The organism is Actinomadura vinacea (assembly GCF_039532545.1).
GTDB lineage: Bacteria > Actinomycetota > Actinomycetes > Streptosporangiales > Streptosporangiaceae > Spirillospora > Spirillospora vinacea.
Window position 1 is genome coordinate 28832 of the sequence record NZ_BAAARW010000021.1, and the last position, 16078, is coordinate 44909.

17 protein-coding genes and 1 pseudogene are annotated in these 16078 nt (G+C 69.2%); 13 read left to right on the forward strand and 5 right to left on the reverse strand.

Annotation, left to right across the window (positions count from 1 at the left end):
* Window positions 1-45: 45 nt before the first annotated feature.
* From ABD340_RS29435 to ABD340_RS29455, 5 genes are read left to right on the forward strand one after another with little or no spacing between them, the layout of a single operon-like run.
* Complete coding sequence (locus ABD340_RS29435; RefSeq protein WP_344593314.1) at window positions 46-1521, forward strand: APC family permease; 1476 nt, start codon at window positions 46-48, stop codon at window positions 1519-1521.
* The gene (locus ABD340_RS29440; protein ID WP_344593315.1) at window positions 1521-2486 is read left to right on the forward strand and encodes an alpha/beta hydrolase; all 966 of its coding nucleotides are present in this window, start codon (window positions 1521-1523) and stop codon (window positions 2484-2486) included. Before ABD340_RS29435 ends, ABD340_RS29440 begins: the two co-directional genes overlap by 1 nt.
* A gap of 28 nt (window positions 2487-2514) precedes the next feature.
* The gene (locus ABD340_RS29445) at window positions 2515-3696 is read left to right on the forward strand and encodes a cytochrome P450 (protein WP_344593317.1); all 1182 of its coding nucleotides are present in this window, start codon (window positions 2515-2517) and stop codon (window positions 3694-3696) included.
* A 7-nt stretch (window positions 3697-3703) separates the two neighbouring features.
* Window positions 3704-4033: a bifunctional 3-phenylpropionate/cinnamic acid dioxygenase ferredoxin subunit gene (locus tag ABD340_RS29450; RefSeq protein WP_344593318.1), complete on the forward strand. Its 330-nt coding sequence runs from the start codon at window positions 3704-3706 to the stop codon at window positions 4031-4033.
* Window positions 4030-5211, forward strand: coding sequence for an NAD(P)/FAD-dependent oxidoreductase (locus ABD340_RS29455; RefSeq protein WP_344593319.1), 1182 nt, complete (start codon window positions 4030-4032; stop codon window positions 5209-5211). Before ABD340_RS29450 ends, ABD340_RS29455 begins: the two co-directional genes overlap by 4 nt.
* Window positions 5212-5273: 62 nt before the next feature.
* On the opposite strand, the gene ABD340_RS29460 is transcribed toward ABD340_RS29455, so the two are convergent.
* The gene (locus ABD340_RS29460) at window positions 5274-5606 is read right to left on the reverse strand and encodes a hypothetical protein (protein ID WP_344593321.1); all 333 of its coding nucleotides are present in this window, start codon (window positions 5604-5606) and stop codon (window positions 5274-5276) included.
* Window positions 5607-6087: 481 nt separating this feature from the next.
* Window positions 6088-6267 (reverse strand): hypothetical protein, encoded by a 180-nt coding sequence (locus tag ABD340_RS29465; protein ID WP_344593323.1) that lies wholly within the window; start codon window positions 6265-6267, stop codon window positions 6088-6090.
* 6 nt (window positions 6268-6273) lie between these two features.
* Between ABD340_RS29465 and ABD340_RS29470 the strand changes: the two genes are divergently transcribed.
* From ABD340_RS29470 to ABD340_RS29495, 6 genes are all read left to right on the forward strand, one after another.
* Entirely contained in the window at window positions 6274-6663 is a 390-nt protein-coding gene (locus ABD340_RS29470; RefSeq protein ID WP_344593324.1) for a hypothetical protein, read from the forward strand.
* 231 nt (window positions 6664-6894) lie between these two features.
* A complete protein-coding gene (locus tag ABD340_RS29475) occupies window positions 6895-7353 on the forward strand; it encodes an integrase core domain-containing protein (RefSeq protein WP_344593326.1) in 459 nt (152 codons plus the stop codon).
* A gap of 149 nt (window positions 7354-7502) precedes the next feature.
* Window positions 7503-8705, forward strand: a complete 1203-nt coding sequence (locus ABD340_RS29480) for an ISAs1 family transposase (RefSeq protein ID WP_344593327.1) — start codon at window positions 7503-7505, stop codon at window positions 8703-8705.
* Between the two features lie 84 nt (window positions 8706-8789).
* A complete protein-coding gene (locus ABD340_RS29485) occupies window positions 8790-8930 on the forward strand; it encodes a hypothetical protein (RefSeq protein WP_344593329.1) in 141 nt (46 codons plus the stop codon).
* Between the two features lie 522 nt (window positions 8931-9452).
* Complete coding sequence (locus ABD340_RS29490; protein ID WP_344593331.1) at window positions 9453-10082, forward strand: DUF4360 domain-containing protein; 630 nt, start codon at window positions 9453-9455, stop codon at window positions 10080-10082.
* A gap of 109 nt (window positions 10083-10191) precedes the next feature.
* On the forward strand, window positions 10192-10830 hold the full coding sequence (locus ABD340_RS29495; RefSeq protein WP_344593333.1) for a DUF4360 domain-containing protein: 639 nt from the start codon (window positions 10192-10194) through the stop codon (window positions 10828-10830).
* On the opposite strand, the gene ABD340_RS29500 is transcribed toward ABD340_RS29495, so the two are convergent.
* Window positions 10766-11071: a hypothetical protein gene (locus ABD340_RS29500; protein WP_344593335.1), complete on the reverse strand. Its 306-nt coding sequence runs from the start codon at window positions 11069-11071 to the stop codon at window positions 10766-10768. The two genes, ABD340_RS29495 and ABD340_RS29500, sit on opposite strands and share 65 nt — an antisense overlap.
* Before the next feature lie 744 nt (window positions 11072-11815).
* On the opposite strand from ABD340_RS29500, the pseudogene ABD340_RS29505 reads away from it, so the two are divergent.
* A pseudogene (locus ABD340_RS29505) lies at window positions 11816-12642 on the forward strand (transposase family protein).
* 220 nt (window positions 12643-12862) lie between these two features.
* Here ABD340_RS29505 and ABD340_RS29510 read toward each other — a convergent pair.
* Window positions 12863-13264 carry a VOC family protein gene (locus ABD340_RS29510; protein ID WP_344593337.1) on the reverse strand — a complete coding sequence of 134 codons (402 nt, stop codon included), beginning with the start codon at window positions 13262-13264 and terminating at the stop codon, window positions 12863-12865.
* 1178 nt (window positions 13265-14442) lie between these two features.
* Between ABD340_RS29510 and ABD340_RS29515 the strand changes: the two genes are divergently transcribed.
* Window positions 14443-14877 (forward strand): hypothetical protein, encoded by a 435-nt coding sequence (locus tag ABD340_RS29515; RefSeq protein ID WP_344593339.1) that lies wholly within the window; start codon window positions 14443-14445, stop codon window positions 14875-14877.
* A gap of 212 nt (window positions 14878-15089) precedes the next feature.
* Here ABD340_RS29515 and ABD340_RS29520 read toward each other — a convergent pair whose 3' ends face one another.
* Window positions 15090-15332, reverse strand: coding sequence for a hypothetical protein (locus ABD340_RS29520; RefSeq protein WP_344593340.1), 243 nt, complete (start codon window positions 15330-15332; stop codon window positions 15090-15092).
* Between the last annotated feature and the right edge of the window lie 746 nt (window positions 15333-16078).

Below are 16078 nucleotides of genomic sequence, written 5' to 3' on the forward strand. Positions count from 1 at the left end.
GGCGGGCGCCACGGACTCACTCGGCTCCTGCTCCAGGAGGGCACCATGACCGCGTCAACCCGACCAGGCGGATCGTCCGCCCCCGGAATCGGCTTCTTCCGCAACGTCGCCCAGCCGCTGTCGGTGTCCGGCCCCTCGGCGGGCACCGCGATCCTGCCCGCGACGATGGTCGCGGTCACCGGCACGGCGGGCGCCGGTTCGTTCCTGCTCGGCCTGGTGGCCGGGTCCCTGATCGTCTACGTGTTCGCCTCGCTCGCCCGGCAGTTCTCCTCGGCGGGCGCCGCCTACCACTACGCCGGAGTGCTGTGCGGCGTACGCGTCGCCATCCTCGTCGGCTGGGCCTACCTGGTGACGTACCTGGCCTTCGCGGGCAGCGTGCTGTCCAACGAGGCGAACTTCGTCGGCGTGGCGATCCGGTACGCCGACGGACCATCCGTGCCGTGGCCGCTGGTGGCGTTCGTGCTGTGGGCGGTCTGCATGGTCATCGTGATGCGCCGCATCGAGTTCAACACCGGCTTCCAGGTCAGCATGGAGACGCTCGGGGTCCTGTCCCTGCTCGTCGTGGGCGTCACCGTGCTCGTCAAGGCCGGTGGCGACGGCGGCGGCCTGGGCCTGGACGCCTTCTCGCTGGACGGGGTGTCGCCTGGCAGGCTGTTCCTCGGCATCGCACTGGCCCTCGGGGCCTTCGGCGGCTTCGAGTCGGGCGCGTCGCTGAGCGAGGAGACCGACCGTCCCGCTCGCACGGTCCCGGCCGGAATGTGGACGTGCCTGCTGCTCAGCGGCGTCCTCTACATCTTCGCCTGCTGGTTCATCAACATCGGCTTCCGCGGTGACGTGAAGCGGCTGGCGGCCTCTCCGGCACCGCTGTTCGAGCTCGCCGAGTCGCACTTCGGCCGCTGGGTCGCGTTCACGATGACGGTGGTCGTCGTGCTGGCCGGGCTGTCCACCGTCACCGCGGCGTCCACCGGAGCGATCCGCACCCTGTTCGCGATGGGCCGGGACGGCTTGCTGCGAGGTGGGTTCTCGGACTCGCCCGGCGCGGGGATCCCGCGGCGCGTCGTCCTGCTGTGCGCGCTGCCGATTCTCGGGCTCTCGGTGGGCTTCTTCTGGACCTCCGCCTACATGGCGTTCCAGTACGTCGCCACGGCCGCCGCGCTGATGCTCACCGCCGTCTACCTGAGCATCGTGATGATCAGCGTGCCGTGGTTCGCGCGGATGCGCAGCTGGCCCAGGGCGGCCGCAGGAGTGGCCGCCAGCGCCCTGCTCGGCTACGCGCTGTACGCCAGCGTGGACTCCCAGACCGCCCCGGCCCTGCGCGCGCTGCCCTACATCGACCTGCTGCTGATCGCCGTCGCCGGTGTGTTCGTGCTGGTCGCTGCGCCGGTCGTGCGGCGGGTCAACGCCTCCCCGCACTGGCGCGAGGGCCGCGAGCACCGGGACCGGCTCCTGGCCGAACGAGCCTCCGCCCCGGCACGGACGGCCTCGTCCGCGTCGATCGACACTTCGAGGAGCGCACCCTGATGACCCCCGAGACCGCGCCGGCTCTCGCCCCCGAGTTCGCCGAGATGCTGGCCGAAGAGGAGGCCGCGGCCGAGGACCATCCACAGCTGTGGGACGTCCCCCTCGCCGAGGCCCGCGAGTTCTACCGCGCGATGATGACGGACGGCCGCACGCAGGCCGCCCTCGCGCCCGTGGCCGAAACCGTGGACGGCGAGCTGCCGCTGCCGGGCGGCCCCCGGCCCACGCGCCTCTACCGGCCGCTCGCCCCGCGCGGGCGCACCGTCGTGTACTTCCACGGCGGCGGGTGGGTGCTCGGCGACCTGGACACCCACGACCCGGTGGCCCGGGTCCTGTGCGATGAGCTCGGCGCCGTGGTCGTCGCCGTGGACGCGCCCCTCGCACCCGAGACGCCGTTTCCCGGCCCGGTCACCGCCGCGAAGGCGGCGGTGACGCGCGTCGCCGCCGCCCGGGCGGACCTGGGAGGGCCCGGTTCCCCGCTGATCGTGGCCGGTGACAGCTCCGGCGCCAACATCGCCGCGGCCGCTGTCCGGCATCTGGCGCGCGAGGAGCCGGGGCTGGTGAACGCGCAGTTCCTGCTCTACCCGGCCACCGACCTGGCCGGCGGACATCCCGACACGCTGCCGTACGCCACCGGCCACTGGCTGGAGGCCGCGCATCTCCGCTGGTTCGTCCGGCAGTACCTGCCGGATCCGGCGCTGGCGAGCGACCCCGACGCCTCCCCGGCCCTCGCGCCCGGCCTGGACGTCCTGCCACCGACGGCCCTGGTCACCGCGCAGTTCGACGTGCTGCGCGGGGAAGGCGCCCGGTACGCCGAGGCGCTGCGCGAAGCCGGGGTGAGGGTCCGGTACCGGGATGTGCCCGGGATGATCCACGGCTTCTTCGGCTTCACCGGCCTCGTCCCCGCCGCGCGCGAGGCCGCCCGGCTCGGTTGCGCCGACCTCGCCGAGTTGCTCGACACGCGGTGACACCGGCCGCCGAACAGGAGGAACGAACATGACCATGGTGAGCGACATCACCGGCGAGGCGCTGTCCCGGGACCCGTACCCGATCTACCGGAGGCTGCGCGAGGAAGAGCCGTGGGCGTGGTCCGACCGGCTCGGGCTGTGGCTCGTCAGCCGCTACGACGACGTCGTCCTCGTCGACCGGTCCCCGGAGATCTTCACCGCCCACCAGGAGAACTCCCTGGCCGAGCGGGCGATGGGCCGGGTGATGATCCGGACCGACGGGGACGCGCACCGCCGGCTGCGCGCCGCGATGGACGGTCCGCTCAAGCGGCGCACGGTACGGGAACGGTGGTCGGCCGCGCTGCTGGCGAACGCCGAGGAGATCGCCGGCCGGCTGGCCGCCCGGCCCGGCTGCGATCTGGTGGCCGACTTCGCGGCGCCGTACGCGGCCCGGGCGCTGACGATGGCCGTCGGGCTGCCGGGCACGACCGTTGAGCAGGTCGTCGAGTGGTCCGGAGCGTTCATCGCCGGGCTGTCCAACCACTCCGGCGACCCGGCGGTGTGGCGGCGCTGCGAACTGGCCCGCGCGCAGGTGGGCGAGCACGTCGCCGCCGCGGTCGCCAGGGTGACCCGGGAGCCGGACGACACCGTCATCTCGACGATGGTCCACGCCGACCTCGCCGAACCGCTGACCGTCGAGGAGATCGCCTCGCAGATCCGCCTGCTGTTCAGCGGTGGTTTCAACGAGCCGTGGCACGCTCTGGCCACGCTCGTGTGGCAGCTGTGCGAGCGTCCCGACCTCGCCGAACGGTCGCGGGCGGACGCCGCCGCCCTCGACGCGGCGATCGAGGAGACGATGCGGTGGCTGACACCGGTCGGCGCGTTCCCGCGGCAACTCGCGGCCGACCACACTCTGGACGGGGTCACGTTGCGCGCCGGTGACAAGCTCCTGGCCCTCGCCGGGTCGGCCAACCGCGACGAGAGCAAGTTCGCCGACGCCGACGTGTTCGATCCCGACCGCGCCGACCTGAACGACCATCTCGCGTTCTCCCTGGGCGCGCACTACTGCCTCGGCGCCTACCTGGCGCGTGAGCAACTCCGCTGCGCGGTCCGCGTGCTCTGGGACCGGTTCCCGGGGCTGCTCGTGACGTCGCCGCCAGTGTTCGCCGGTTGGATGTTCCGCGGCCCTCGGGAACTCCAGGTCGCCTTCGCCGGCGCGGGCCGGGAGTGAGGACGCCATGCTGATCGAACTGTGTTCCGTCGACGACATCGTGCCCGGCATGGTCACCCGTGTCGCCGGCCCCCGGGTGCCGGTGCCGCTGGCCCTGGTCAGAGTGGGCGAGCGCGTCTACTGCCTGGACGACACCTGCTCGCACGAGACGGCCTCGCTCGCCGACGGCTGGCTGGAGGACCACACGATCGAATGCCCACTGCACGAGTCCCGCTTTGACGTGCGCACCGGCGCACCCGACTGCCCGCCCGCCAGGCGCCCCGTCCGCGTCCATGAGGTCCACGTCGTGGACGGGAAGGTCTGCGTCGAGGAGTCCTCCGTAGCGGAGGCCGGATGACCACCATCGCGATCGTCGGCACCGGGCTGGCGGGCGTGCGGGCGGCCGAGACGCTGCGCGCGGAGGGCTATCATGACCGCTTGGTCATGGTCGGCGACGAGGCGTGGACGCCGTACGACCGGCCGCCGCTGTCCAAGGCGTTCCTGCTCGGTTCCGCGGAGCGGGCCGACCTCCGTCTGCTCGACGAGGACGGGTTGGCGGCCCTGGGCGCCGAGTGGCGGCTGGGCACCGGGGCCGCCGCCTTCCATGCCCGCGACCGGATGCTCCGGCTCGACGACGGGCACCGGCTCACGGTGGACGGGCTCGTCATCGCGACAGGCGCCCGCGCCCGGCGGCTGGACGTCCCCGCGCCGCCCGGCGTCCACACGCTGCGCACCCTGGACGATGCGATCCGGCTTCGTGCCGACCTGCTCGCGGGCAGCCGGGCAGTCCTGATCGGCGGCGGCTTCGTCGGCGCCGAGATCGCCTCGACCGCGCGGCGCCTCGGCAACGACCTCACGATCGTGGAGGCGGGTCGGCTGCCGCTGCTGGCACCGCTGGGCGAGCCCGCCGCGTCACTGCTGGCCCGCCTGCACGCCGACAATGAGGTGCGCGTTATCACCGGCCGCACGGTCCGATCGTTCGAGGGACGGCGGCATGTGCGGGCCGTGATCCTCGACGACGGACGGCGGCTTCCCGCGGACACCGTGGTGGTCGGCATCGGCGCGGTCCCGAACGTCGAATGGCTGGACGGCTCCGGGGTCGGATGCGCAGGCGGAGTGCCGACCGACCCGTGGGGACGCACGAATGTCCCCGGCGTCGTCGCCGCCGGGGACGTCGCCGGACCCCTCGGCCGCCGCCTCGAACACTGGACCAACGCCCGGGACATGCCGGTCACCGCCTGCAAAGCCCTGCTGGCCGAAATGCGCGGCCAAGACGTCACCGCCTTGCCCTGCTACGACCCGCTGCCCTACGTCTGGTCCGATCAGTACGACAGCCGCATCCAGCTCGCGGGCCGACCCGCCCCGGACGACGATTTCCTGCTGGAGGAAGGCGCCCCCGAGGGAGCCTTCGTGGCCACCTATCGGCGAGCCGGCGCGATATCCGCCGTCCTGGCGCTGGACAGCCCCCGGACCTTTACCCGCTTCCGTCACGAGTTGCGCCGCGTCTGGGCCGCACGTCAGGACTCCAGGGCGTGAGCGCACGGGCGCGCGCGGGGGGACGGTCCCGACGACCAGGGCCTGCTCGCGGCGCACTCCCGCTAGGTTCTCGTTGTCCACAAGTGTGGATCGGCTGTTAGTCGGCGGGTGATGCGGCGGGCCGGTGAGGGGCCGGGGGTATACAGCATGGTTCGCGGAGCGGCTCGGTGCGGAACAGCAGCACGACGGGCAACAGCAGCCACCCCAGCACCAACGATCGCGATCAGCAGAACCGGGGTGATCATCATGAGGTCGCGGTTCATGGCCCGGTCGGTGTCCAGGCCGGTGGCGGCGGTGCCGCCGACCAGTACCCGGTCGTCCACCCGGTGCAGGGCGGTGCGCAGCTCGCCGACGGTGCGCCGGGCCGCGTCGGTCGTGGGGTGGTTGGGCGGCAACCGGCCGGTGAGGGCAAAGCGACCCGACCGTCAGCAGTGCCCCGGTCGCCCACGTCATCAGGGGTGGTTTGCGGAGAAAGACGTGCGTCAAGGACGGCAGTGCCTTCACGGTGGCCACCAAAGCCAGCACGGCCTCGCCGGGGGCGAGCCGGCCACCAACCGTACCGAGCAGAGCAGCCGCTTCGTGCGGAGGAACTTCCACCCCGACATAGGGCTGTGCCCCCAACGAAACCTCCGCCATCACGCCAGTTCATGCAAAGTGGACCCACCTTACGCAGCGTGTTGGACGACGGGACTGACCAAGTCTTGTGATGGCCAGAAGTTGCCGCGTCACGGGAGCCCACGATTTAGCACAGGGGCCATGTCGGTCAACGCACCCTGCTGCAGTGGACGGCGACGTGTTAGAGCGGAACCGCACCCATTTGAAATGGCCGTTCCCTCACGCTCGCCTGCTCGCGGATGTGTCGATACCGCGGGCCGTTCAGCCCATCGAGCCGCCTATCGGGAAGGGCCCGGCCTCGAATTCGGTCGCCGGGTCGTGCACGAAGTTGAACAAGTCGTCGAACCTGCGGCCGGGGTCGGCCGCTGTACCGCTCGGAAACTGGGTTTCATGCTGTGAGCTGGGGTTTCGCTGCGCGATCGGTGGCGTGGTTGCGACCATTTCGGGGTGTTGTTGTGGCTGCTGTACCGGTTGGTCCGGAGCCTGCTCGGCCTGATCGGGGTGCTGGTCCGCTCGGAGCTGTCCAAGGACGTGGAGTTGCTGGTGCTCTGGCACGAGAACCAGGTGTTACGCCGTCGGCTACGCGGCCGTCCGCGGTGGGAGCACGCCGATCGGCTCTGGTTGGCGGCACTGGCGCGGCTGGTGCACCGCCAGCAGTGGGCAGGGATTTTCCCGGTCACTCCGGAGACGCTCCTGTGCTGGCACCGTAACCTGGTAGCGCGTAAGTGGAACTACTCCGACCGCCGCCGACCCGGGCGACCACGCACCGGCGTGTCGGTCAGAGCGCTGATCCTGCGGATGGCGCGGGAGAACCCGACCTGGGGACATCCAGGGTGAGCTGACCCGTCTTGGGTACACCATCGCCGCGTCAACGGTATGGGAGATCCTGCACCGCGCCGGCATCGATCCCGCGCCACGCCGGGTCGGTCCGAGGTGGCGGGAGTATCTGGCCGCCCAGGCGCACGCGATCATCGCGTGTGACTTCTTCGTGGTGGAGACGGTCCTGCTGAAACGGCTGTGGGTGCTGGTATGCATCGAACACGGCACCCGCAAACTGCATCTGGGCGGGTGACCACGCACCCGACCGGGGCGTGGGCGGTGCAGCAGGCCCGCAACCTGGCCATGGACCTGGGCGAACGCGTCGGCGAGCTGCGCGTGGTGATCCACGATCGCGACCCGCTCTTCACCGCCGTGTTCGCAGAAGTGTTCAAGGCCGAGGGGCTGCGGACCATCACCACGTTGCCCCGGACGCCGCGGATGAATGCGGTCTGCGAGCGGGTCATCGGCACCCTCCGCCGCGAGTTGCCGGATCGGATCCTGATCCTCGGTGAGGGGCACCTGTCGCTGGTGCTGGGCGAGTACATGGTCCACTACAACGGTCATTGGCCGCACCAGTCCCGCCACCAACGACCTCCGGACGTCGACACCGGGCCGGTCCCGGAGACCACCGACCTTGCCGACTTGCGATCCATCCGGCGAAGACCTGTGGTCGGAAGCGTGATCAACGAATATCACCACGCCGCATAACCGCAGCTCAGATCTCGCAACTCAATATTCGAGCGGTACAGGGGCGGGGGACGGCTCACCCGACCCAACGGCTCCGGTGTGCCGGATCACCTGGGCTGAGGGTCCTTGCTCCGCGAGGGGCGCCGTGGTCGTTCGGCTATCGCGTCGCGTTGTCTGCCGATCTGCTTCTTCCCTGGGAGGCAACGGCCCGGCTCAGCTGTCGATGCCGTGGATGGACGGGTGTCCGGTTTGCCGCCACCGACCTGCCCAGGCTGCCCGCCCTTGTCCAGGTTCTGGACCGCATCCCGGATCCCAGGCGGCGACGCGGCCGCCGCTACCGGCTCGGCTCGTTGCTGGCGTTGTGCCTGGTCACAGTGCTGAGCGGCGCGACCACCCTGGCCAAGATCGGCAGGATCGCCGCCGAACTCGACCCGGCCGTGCTCCAGCGGCTGGGCCTGCCCGGGGGGCTCCCAGCCGTCACCACATTGGCGCGGCTGCTGGCACGCCTGGACGGTGACGCCTTCGACCAGGCGATCGGCTCCTACCTGACCACGCTGACCCAGGACCCGGCCGGCCGGGACACCCGGCAGGACGCGGCGGCGGTGGACGGCAAGACCATCCGGGACAGCCGCCACCGCGATGGAGCGACAACGTATCTGCTGGCCGCGGCGCTGCACGGCCACCAGGCCGTGGTGGCACAACGGCAGATCGACGCCAAGAGCAACGAGATCCCCGCATTCGTCCCCCTGCTGACCGGCCTGGACCTGACCGGCAAGATCGTCACCGCCGACGCCCTGCACACCCAGCGTGAGCACGCCCGCCACCTGGTCCAAGACCGCGACGCCGACTACATCCTGGTCGTGAAGGGCAACCAGAAGAACTTGCATGACCAGCTGAAACGCCTGCCCTGGTCGAAGATCGAGCTGCACGACCGCACCGTCGGCGACGGCCACGGGCGGCGAGAGATCCGCCGCCTGAAGGTCTGCACCGTCCGGCCAGGCCTGCTGTTCCCGCACGCCGCTCAGGCCATCCAGGTCAAACGCCGCCGCACCGACCGCGTCACCGGCAAGACCACGATCAAGACGATCTATGCCGTCACCAGCCTCACCGCAGGCCGGGCGGCCCCGGCCCGGCTCGCCTCCCTGATCCGCGGCCACTGGTCGATCGAAGCCCTGCACCACATCCGCGACGTGACCTACACCGAAGACGCCTCACGCATCCGCACCGGTCATGCACCCCGCATCATGGCCGGCCTGCGCAACCTGGCCATCGCCCTGGTCCGCCTCATGAGCTGGACCAACATCGCCGCCGCCAACGACCACTACCGAGCCAACCCCGACCACGCACTCCAGCTACTCGATCTCGCTATATGAGAACGCATTCGCCCTGCCCGGCATCCGGCCGTTCTGGCCGCACTGCGGCAAGCCGTCGAGTCCGGCCGCGACGCCGGGGTTCCGGTGCACGTGTTCGCGCTGGGCGTCGATGTGGACCACTACGTGCGGCACCTTCCGACGCGCCGGCTCATGATGTGCACCGCCGAGTTGCAGCAGCGCGCCCGGGAGGTCAGGGCCCCGGAGGCGGCCGCCTCGACACCGTGACGGCGTGGCTGCCGCGCTCACCGCCCGGCGCAGTCCACATGCGGCCAGCCGGGCGTGAAGCCTCCGGCACTTGCCTGGCATTCTCCCGATCAAAATTGTAGGGAAATTCATCCTCCCCGGTCGGAGGGTGGCGCCATGTCCAGCCCGCCAACACAACCGAATATCGCTCGGTGGAATCAGGTAGAGATGGTCTGCCGTGTTTTCACGAGCAACGGCCCCGGCGCCCGGGGGGCCGCATCCCTGGTGATCGGCACTCCACGTCCACATCTGGTGCGGCCATCTGCGGAAATGTCGTTTCCTGGGCGCCGGCGAGCCGACCGGCGGGGGGACAGCATGTGGACGTGGTTTTGTCGACGCACGTCCAGTTCTTCCACCGTTGACGACTTTGACCGATGTGGTTACTTTCATCCCGGATCCTGGATCAACGACCTCGCGCGCGTCTGCCGTACACCTATCCCAGCGAATTCATCGTGTGCCAGCGAATTCATCACTCCAGGTAAGAGGGATTTCATGCGCAGAGGGATGACAATCTCCGCCGCCGCTCTGGCGCTCACCGCCATGGCCGCCGCACCGGCGTCCGCCACCGGACCGAAGGCCCCCGGACCGGACAAGATCACTGTCGAGATCGTGACCGTCAACGGCTCCGGCTGCCCGCTGGGGACCGCCGCGGTGGCGGTCTCAGAGGACAACACGGCCTTCACGGTCACCTACAGCGACTATCTCGCCCGGACGGGCGGGAACTCCGACCCGACCGCCTTCCGGAAGAACTGCCAGATCAACCTGATCGTGCACGTCCCGCAGGGCTTCACGTACGCGATCTCGTCCGCCGACTACCGGGGCTTCGCCCAACTGCAGCCCGGCGCGACGGGCACCCAGCGGGCGGGCTACTACTTCCAGGGCATGCCCCAGACGGTGCAGACCACCCACACGGTCAAGGGGCACTACGCGGACAACTGGCAGTTCACCGATTCCACCGACGTCTCGCAGCTGGTCTACAAGCCCTGCGGCGAACACCGGAACTTCAACATCAACACCGAGCTGCGCGTGAACCTCGGGACTTCTGACCCCACCAAGACCAGTTTCATGGCGATGGACTCGACCGACGGAGGCATCAAGACCACCTATCACTTCGCCTGGAAGACCTGCCCGTAGCACTGGAGGGTCATCCAGAGGCCGCACCCTCGCCGATCCGCCGGGGGTGCGGCCGACCCCCGATCGATGAACCACATGTGACGAGCCGACGCCAACTGAGAGGGTTCTCATGCGCAGAGGAACAGCGATCTTCGCACTGACGCTGGCCGCGGGCACCGCGGCCGCCACGGCCGCCGCACCCGTGTCCGCCGCGGCCGCGCCCCCCGATCGCATCACCATCGATGTCGTCACGGTCAACGGCTCGGGCTGCCCGGCCGGAACCGCACAGGTCACCCCGCGGCCGGACAACACGGGCTTCACGGTCAGCTACAGCGACTATCTCGCCCGGACGGGCGGGGGTTCCGAGCCGACCGCCTACCGGAAGAACTGCCAGATCAACCTCGCCGTGCACGTCCCGCAGGGCTTCACGTACGCGATCGCCTCGGCCGATTATCGCGGCTTCGCACATCTTTATCATGGCGCCTCCGCGATGACGAGGGCGAACTACTACTTCCAAGGATCGTCGGAGAACTCCCCGGTCAGCCACTCGATCGCGGCACCCTATTCGGACGACTGGCGGTTCACCGACACGACGGATGCCGCGCAACTCGCCTACAAGCCGTGCGGCGTGGACCGCAACCTCAACATCAACACCGAGATCCGCGTGGACCGGGGCACCTCCAACCCGGCGCAGACCAGTTTCATCACGATGGACTCCACCCGCGGAAAGGTCGAGACCCTCTATCACTTCGCTTGGAAGGAGTGCTGACAGGGCGCGCCGCCCCGGCGAACTCCTCCAGGCACGCGGCGGCGTCGGCGAGGTCGGCCGAGGCCACCACGCAGGCGGTGATGTGGTCGTTCAGCGTGTGACACAGCCAGGGCGGCGCGGCGTCGTGCACCCGGAGCCGGACCGCGAGCCGGCGCAGCCGCGCGGCGCACTCGGCGAGCGCGTCGGCGTCGGCGCCGAGGACCCGGCCGAGGGCGGAGATGGCGTCGGTGCGTCCGGGCATGGGCTGCCTCCGTGGGTCAAGGACCAGACCTCACCTGCCACGGCGCGTGCCGGGCTCGCGGTCGTACAGACGGTAGAGCTGCGAACGGACGACCGGGCCCTGGAAGGGCCTCAGCCGTTCCTCCAGGCTGGCACTGGGAGGAAACCGTCTCGGACCGTGGCCACTCGGCTGAGTAGGGGCAGGTCGCGCTTGTGGGGTGGAAGGACCACGCCTCCTCGGATGGGCGGATTGGGTAGACGCCGTGGCACCCGTTGGCGACGCGGTCGGGGCGGTTCTAGGTGTAGGCGAGCCCGAGGGGTTGGCGGAGGAAGGAGGTGGGATCATTTCCACGTGCGATGTTGTCATGAAGTCCGGTTGTCGAGCGATCTTGTTCTGCTTGAGGCCTCGGGCCTGGATTGGTGAAGGCCTCCGTCGTTGCTGCGGCGCCAAGCGTTGATGGTCGGTCTACCGCCCCTCCCCCGAATCGCAATGTCCTAAATGTCCATTCCTGTAGAAGTACTTAAAATTGGTGTTACTCGCCGGTAGGAGGCCAGGTCGGCAAGTCTGCTCCCCGCGCACGCGGGGATGGTCCCGGGCACAGTGAGGTGATCTCAGAGGTCTCGACTCGGACAGCAAGGCATGGTGAGGAACAAACGGCGCCAGCCGGGGAGACACACAGACAGATCACACCTGCGCAGATAGGCGTGGAGCCCCCAGATAGAAGCGGTCTCACCACAAGAACTGCTTCAGCCTGGAAGGCTCCACGTGATCCCTTATCGTGCCACGCTCGACGTCTCACGCGAACTTGCCCAGTACCTCGCGCGGCTGCTGCAGGCCGAACGCCGTCGACGCGGCACTCCCAAGGCAAGCAGGGCGCTGACCTGCTTCTGGCACGCCGTACTGGTGCTGCGCTGGTTCAGAGACCGTGCCGATCCAGCCGCGCTGGCCCTCGACCACGGCGTGTCCAGAGCCACCGCCTACCGCTACATCGACGAAGCGATCGAGGTGCTGGCCGCTCAGGCACCCGACCTGCACCAGGCGCTCTGGCAGGCCAAGGACCAGGGCGCAGCCCACCTGGTCCTGGACGGCACGCTCATCGTCTCCGATCGATGCTCCGAGCAGACGATGAGCGTCAAGGGGCGGCCTGTCGACCTGTGGTACTCCGGCAAAGCCCGCCGACACGGCGGCAATATCCAGGCATTGTCGGCACCCGGCGGATTCCCGCTATGGCTCAGCACGGTCGAGCCCGGCTCGGTCCACGACATGACCGCCGCACGCAAACACCTCTTGGGCGCGCTCTACAAGGCCGCCGCCGAAGGGCTGCCCACACTGGCCGACCTGGCCTACGAAGGTGCCGGCATCGGGGTGTTCACCCCAAGCAAACCCCTCACCGGCGGCCAGACTCCCGACATCGACACCCGGGCACGTGACCTGCTGCTACGCGCTCTGCGTTGCCAGGGCCAACGCGGCTTCGCGCTCCTCACCCAACGGTGGCGCGTCCTGCAGCACATCACCGCCAGCCCCAGCAAGATCGGGATATCGCCAAAGCCGCGCTTGTCCTCACCCATTTCGAGCACGGCCGACTCCGCTAAACCAGTGAGATCACCTCATTGGCCGCACCAGTCCCGCCACCAACGACCTCCGGACGTCGACACCGGGCCGGTCCCGGAGACCACCGACCTTGCCGACTTGCGATCCATCCGGCGAAGACCTGTGGTCGGAAGCGTGATCAACGAATATCACCACGCCGCATAACCGCAGCTCAGATCCAACAACTCAATATTCGAGCGGTAAAGGGTTCAGCACAGGCTTTTAGGGCCACACGACCCCTTGGTCGGTCCATGTAACCCCTTTGTTGCGGCACAGGCAGAAGGGATGCCCGACCGGGTCGGTGTAGACCTGCCAGCCGTAGCCCTCGGGACCGATGAAGTCCTTCTGCAGTGTCGCACCGAGTTTGACGACGCGGCGTTGTTCGGGCTCGATTTCGTCCACTTCGAAGTCGAGGTGGTACTGCTTGGGGTGTTCGTCGTCGGGCCAGCGCGGAGGGCGATAGTCGTCCACCCGCTGGAAGGCCAGCTCGACCTCGCCGAAGGAGATGCCGGCCCAGTCGTCGTCGCTGCCCTCCTTGATCGGGCGGCCTGTCACCTCGGAGTAGAAGGCCGCCAGCCTCATCGGGTCCGGGCAGTCGATGATGAAATCCGTGAGTTGCAGCATCAGGCGATCCTGCCACAGGGCATGGCGTAGCCGATATTGCCCCGCGCAGCGCAGCGTCCAGTCGTCCCGGTGCGATGCGTCCGCCGCCTTGCTCTTTCAGTGCATATCCTGAACTGGCTGGGCCGGACGGCCCGGTTCGCCAGGACGCTCTGAGAGCCGTTCGGAAAGGCGTCACCGGGACGCTCGGACGAACGTCGCCCGCTGCCGCCTCTCGCGGAAACCGCGTCTGATCAACTTCAAGTCGGCCGTCTGAGAGGCCGGAGCCCCACGGTCTCAGCGGCTCGGTTCTGTGGTGCTTTGGAGATGGCGGCGTTTGGTCGCGCAGACGATGAGCTGATGAGAAGAGCGAGAGGTGTCGGTGGTGTACCGGCAATGTGGCTGCGAGGATCCGCGGACCGGCCGCGCCCTGGGCGGCAGGTGCCCGCGGCTGGCAGCGGGGCGCAGCCACGGAAGCTGGTATCTGCGGCTGGAGTGGGGGACTGGGGCGGACGGTCGCCGTCGCCGTGTCCGCCGGGGTGGCTTCCCGACCCGTAAGGTCGCGGAACAGGGGTTGGTGCGGTTGATGGTCCGGCGGGGAGCCTGCTCACGGTGGCCGGGTGGCTGCGGCGGTGGCAGGAGAACCACCCGGGTGCGCCGTCGACGGTGGGGGGATATGCCGATCACGTCCGGCGGTATCTGAACCCGCTGCTGGGCCACCTGCCGCTGGCGGAAACACAGACGCTTCGCTGACGCCCACGACGGGACTCGGCCTTCCAGCGGTCTATCTGCCGATGTGTGACGCTGCGCGTTGTAGGGCGGAAATGGCGCCAGTGAGCTGCCCCGGCTTCCATGACGGACTTCAAGCCAGCCTTTTCTGTGGTGCTTTCGAGAGGGCGGCGGCGCTTTGTCGCACACACGATGAGCTCATGGGAAGAGCGAGGAGTGCCGGTGGTGTGTACCGGCGATGTGGCTGCGAGGACCCGTTGACGGGTCGTGCGGTGGGCAGCCGGTGCCCACGGCTGGGCGCCGGACGCAGCCACGGCCGTTGGTACCTACGGCTGGAACTCGGAACCGGACCGGACGGCCACCGGCGGCGCGTCCGTCGGGGCGGCTCTGCCCATCCGCAAGGCCGCCCAGGAGGCGCTGGTGCGGCTGCGTGGCCCTGCCGGAAACCCACTCACGGCGGCCCAGTGGCTGCAGTGTTGCTGGAGAATCATCCGGGCGTGCCGTCGACGGTGGCCGGTTATGCCGACCATGCCCGGCGATATCTGAAGTGCAAGCTGGACTCGGCCCGGCCCAGCGCCGCCCAGCCAGTCCAGGCGTCGCAGAACAGTCCGACGGCCGCGACCGACGGGTCGATCTGGCTGGGCGAGACGGCCGAGGCCAACGGCAACGGCCTCGTGGCCCGGACGATCGGCACGCTTCGCTCGTTCACCACCAGGCGCGACGGCATCCTGGTGATCATCGTCGCCTGGTCGTCGTCACGTTCGGCTTCCGCCTTCCCGGCCGCAAGCGCCAGGCGTTCATCCGTTCGGTGGCCAAGATCAGTGCCCCGTTCGTCCTGTCACGTAGGCCAAACCTTGGTCCCTCGATCCTGGAGGCCGGTCCACCGGGCGGCGCTCCAAGGCCCGTGATCAAGGCAGCTGTTTGCCTTGATCACGGTCGTCAGGGGCGCGTGGAGCGGGGTTGTCGATCAGTCGGGGGAGGATTCCGAGGGTGCCTCCTGCTGCGGTTCCGGCGGCGAGGAGCGCCGCAGGCCAGCCATTCCCGTCAGCGAGGGCGAGGGCCGCAGTGACTGCGGCCACGAGCGCGGTAACGGTGAGGATCGTGAGAGCGCGCAGGGAGATCACCACAGCCTCCTGGGGGACGGTGCGGCGTAGGGCGGCTCGAGCTGGTCGTCCGCCCAGAACTCGATGAGTTCGTCGGGGCTGAGGTCGTCGACTGACACGGCGCGCAGGTGCCGGCCGGTGCGGACCGACCAGGTCGCGATGAGGGTGAGTGCGAGCAAGCCCAGGTCGGTGCATGCGCGGGTGCGTTCTGCGGGCTGAGTGGGGCGGTGGTGGCTGGCCCGCGGCCGTGGGGGTGCCATCAACATTGGCGTCCTTCGGGTCGGTTGAGTGGGGACGCTTCGATCGTTGCGGCTGACCGGAGCTGCGCGAGCCAGTCTGGACGGGCCCGGAAAGCGTCGGACGGGTCAGGTGTTCAGCCGGACCGTGCCAGAGGATCTGCGCGGCGGATCCCGTTACGTCCGAGCCCTTCCGGAACCTTCCGAGATGCTCCGGAGACGGTCTGCCTTGACCTGTTCGGTTCGGATCGCTTAAGCGGTTGTCAGGCGGACGCTCCCGGATGCGGCAAGATCTGTGATCTGGTCTTCTTGTGCGGGTTTGGGTGAGAACATTTCCCGCATCACTTCCAGCTGATCGGCTACCACTCTGTTCGTAGGCGGAGGCATGCCTGATGACCGCGCCGGCGGAACGGCGCAAAGATCTTTCATCTCGGAGATGAGACGGCTGCGGCGGCAGGCGGGTGACCCGTCGCTGCCGTCGATGCATCGCACCTCGCAGCGGTTGTACGCCGAAGGTGCGATCACCGTCGTGCTGTCCCGGTCGACGATCAGTGATGTGCTGTCGGGCACCAAGCGGGCGAAGCTGCCCAGCTGGCCGTGGGTATTCGGGTTCTTGGAGACGTGCCGGGCCGCCGCCGCAGAGACAAAGCTCGACCTTGAGACCCTGGGAAGCACCGCGGAGTGGAACGCTGGCTGGCAGGCGGCTCGGGCGGCCGAGGACGCCTGTCCCTCTGGGGTCGGCCCCTGCCGAGGACGCATCTGTCGATGCG

Bases quoted from the DNA above. Each gene is read 5' to 3' on its own strand.
- ABD340_RS29490 (WP_344593331.1), top strand. From the start codon at position 9,453: ATGACAATCTCCGCCGCCGCTCTGGCGCTCACCGCCATGGCCGCCGCA.
- ABD340_RS29500 (WP_344593335.1), bottom strand. From the start codon at position 11,071: ATGCCCGGACGCACCGACGCCATCTCCGCCCTCGGCCGGGTCCTCGGC.
- ABD340_RS29510 (WP_344593337.1), bottom strand. From the start codon at position 13,264: ATGCTGCAACTCACGGATTTCATCATCGACTGCCCGGACCCGATGAGG.
- ABD340_RS29495 (WP_344593333.1), top strand. From the start codon at position 10,192: ATGCGCAGAGGAACAGCGATCTTCGCACTGACGCTGGCCGCGGGCACC.
- ABD340_RS29455 (WP_344593319.1), top strand. From the start codon at position 4,030: ATGACCACCATCGCGATCGTCGGCACCGGGCTGGCGGGCGTGCGGGCG.
- ABD340_RS29465 (WP_344593323.1), bottom strand. From the start codon at position 6,267: ATGGTCGCAACCACGCCACCGATCGCGCAGCGAAACCCCAGCTCACAG.
- ABD340_RS29440 (WP_344593315.1), top strand. From the start codon at position 1,521: ATGACCCCCGAGACCGCGCCGGCTCTCGCCCCCGAGTTCGCCGAGATG.
- ABD340_RS29450 (WP_344593318.1), top strand. From the start codon at position 3,704: ATGCTGATCGAACTGTGTTCCGTCGACGACATCGTGCCCGGCATGGTC.
- ABD340_RS29520 (WP_344593340.1), bottom strand. From the start codon at position 15,332: ATGGCACCCCCACGGCCGCGGGCCAGCCACCACCGCCCCACTCAGCCC.
- ABD340_RS29445 (WP_344593317.1), top strand. From the start codon at position 2,515: ATGACCATGGTGAGCGACATCACCGGCGAGGCGCTGTCCCGGGACCCG.
- ABD340_RS29435 (WP_344593314.1), top strand. From the start codon at position 46: ATGACCGCGTCAACCCGACCAGGCGGATCGTCCGCCCCCGGAATCGGC.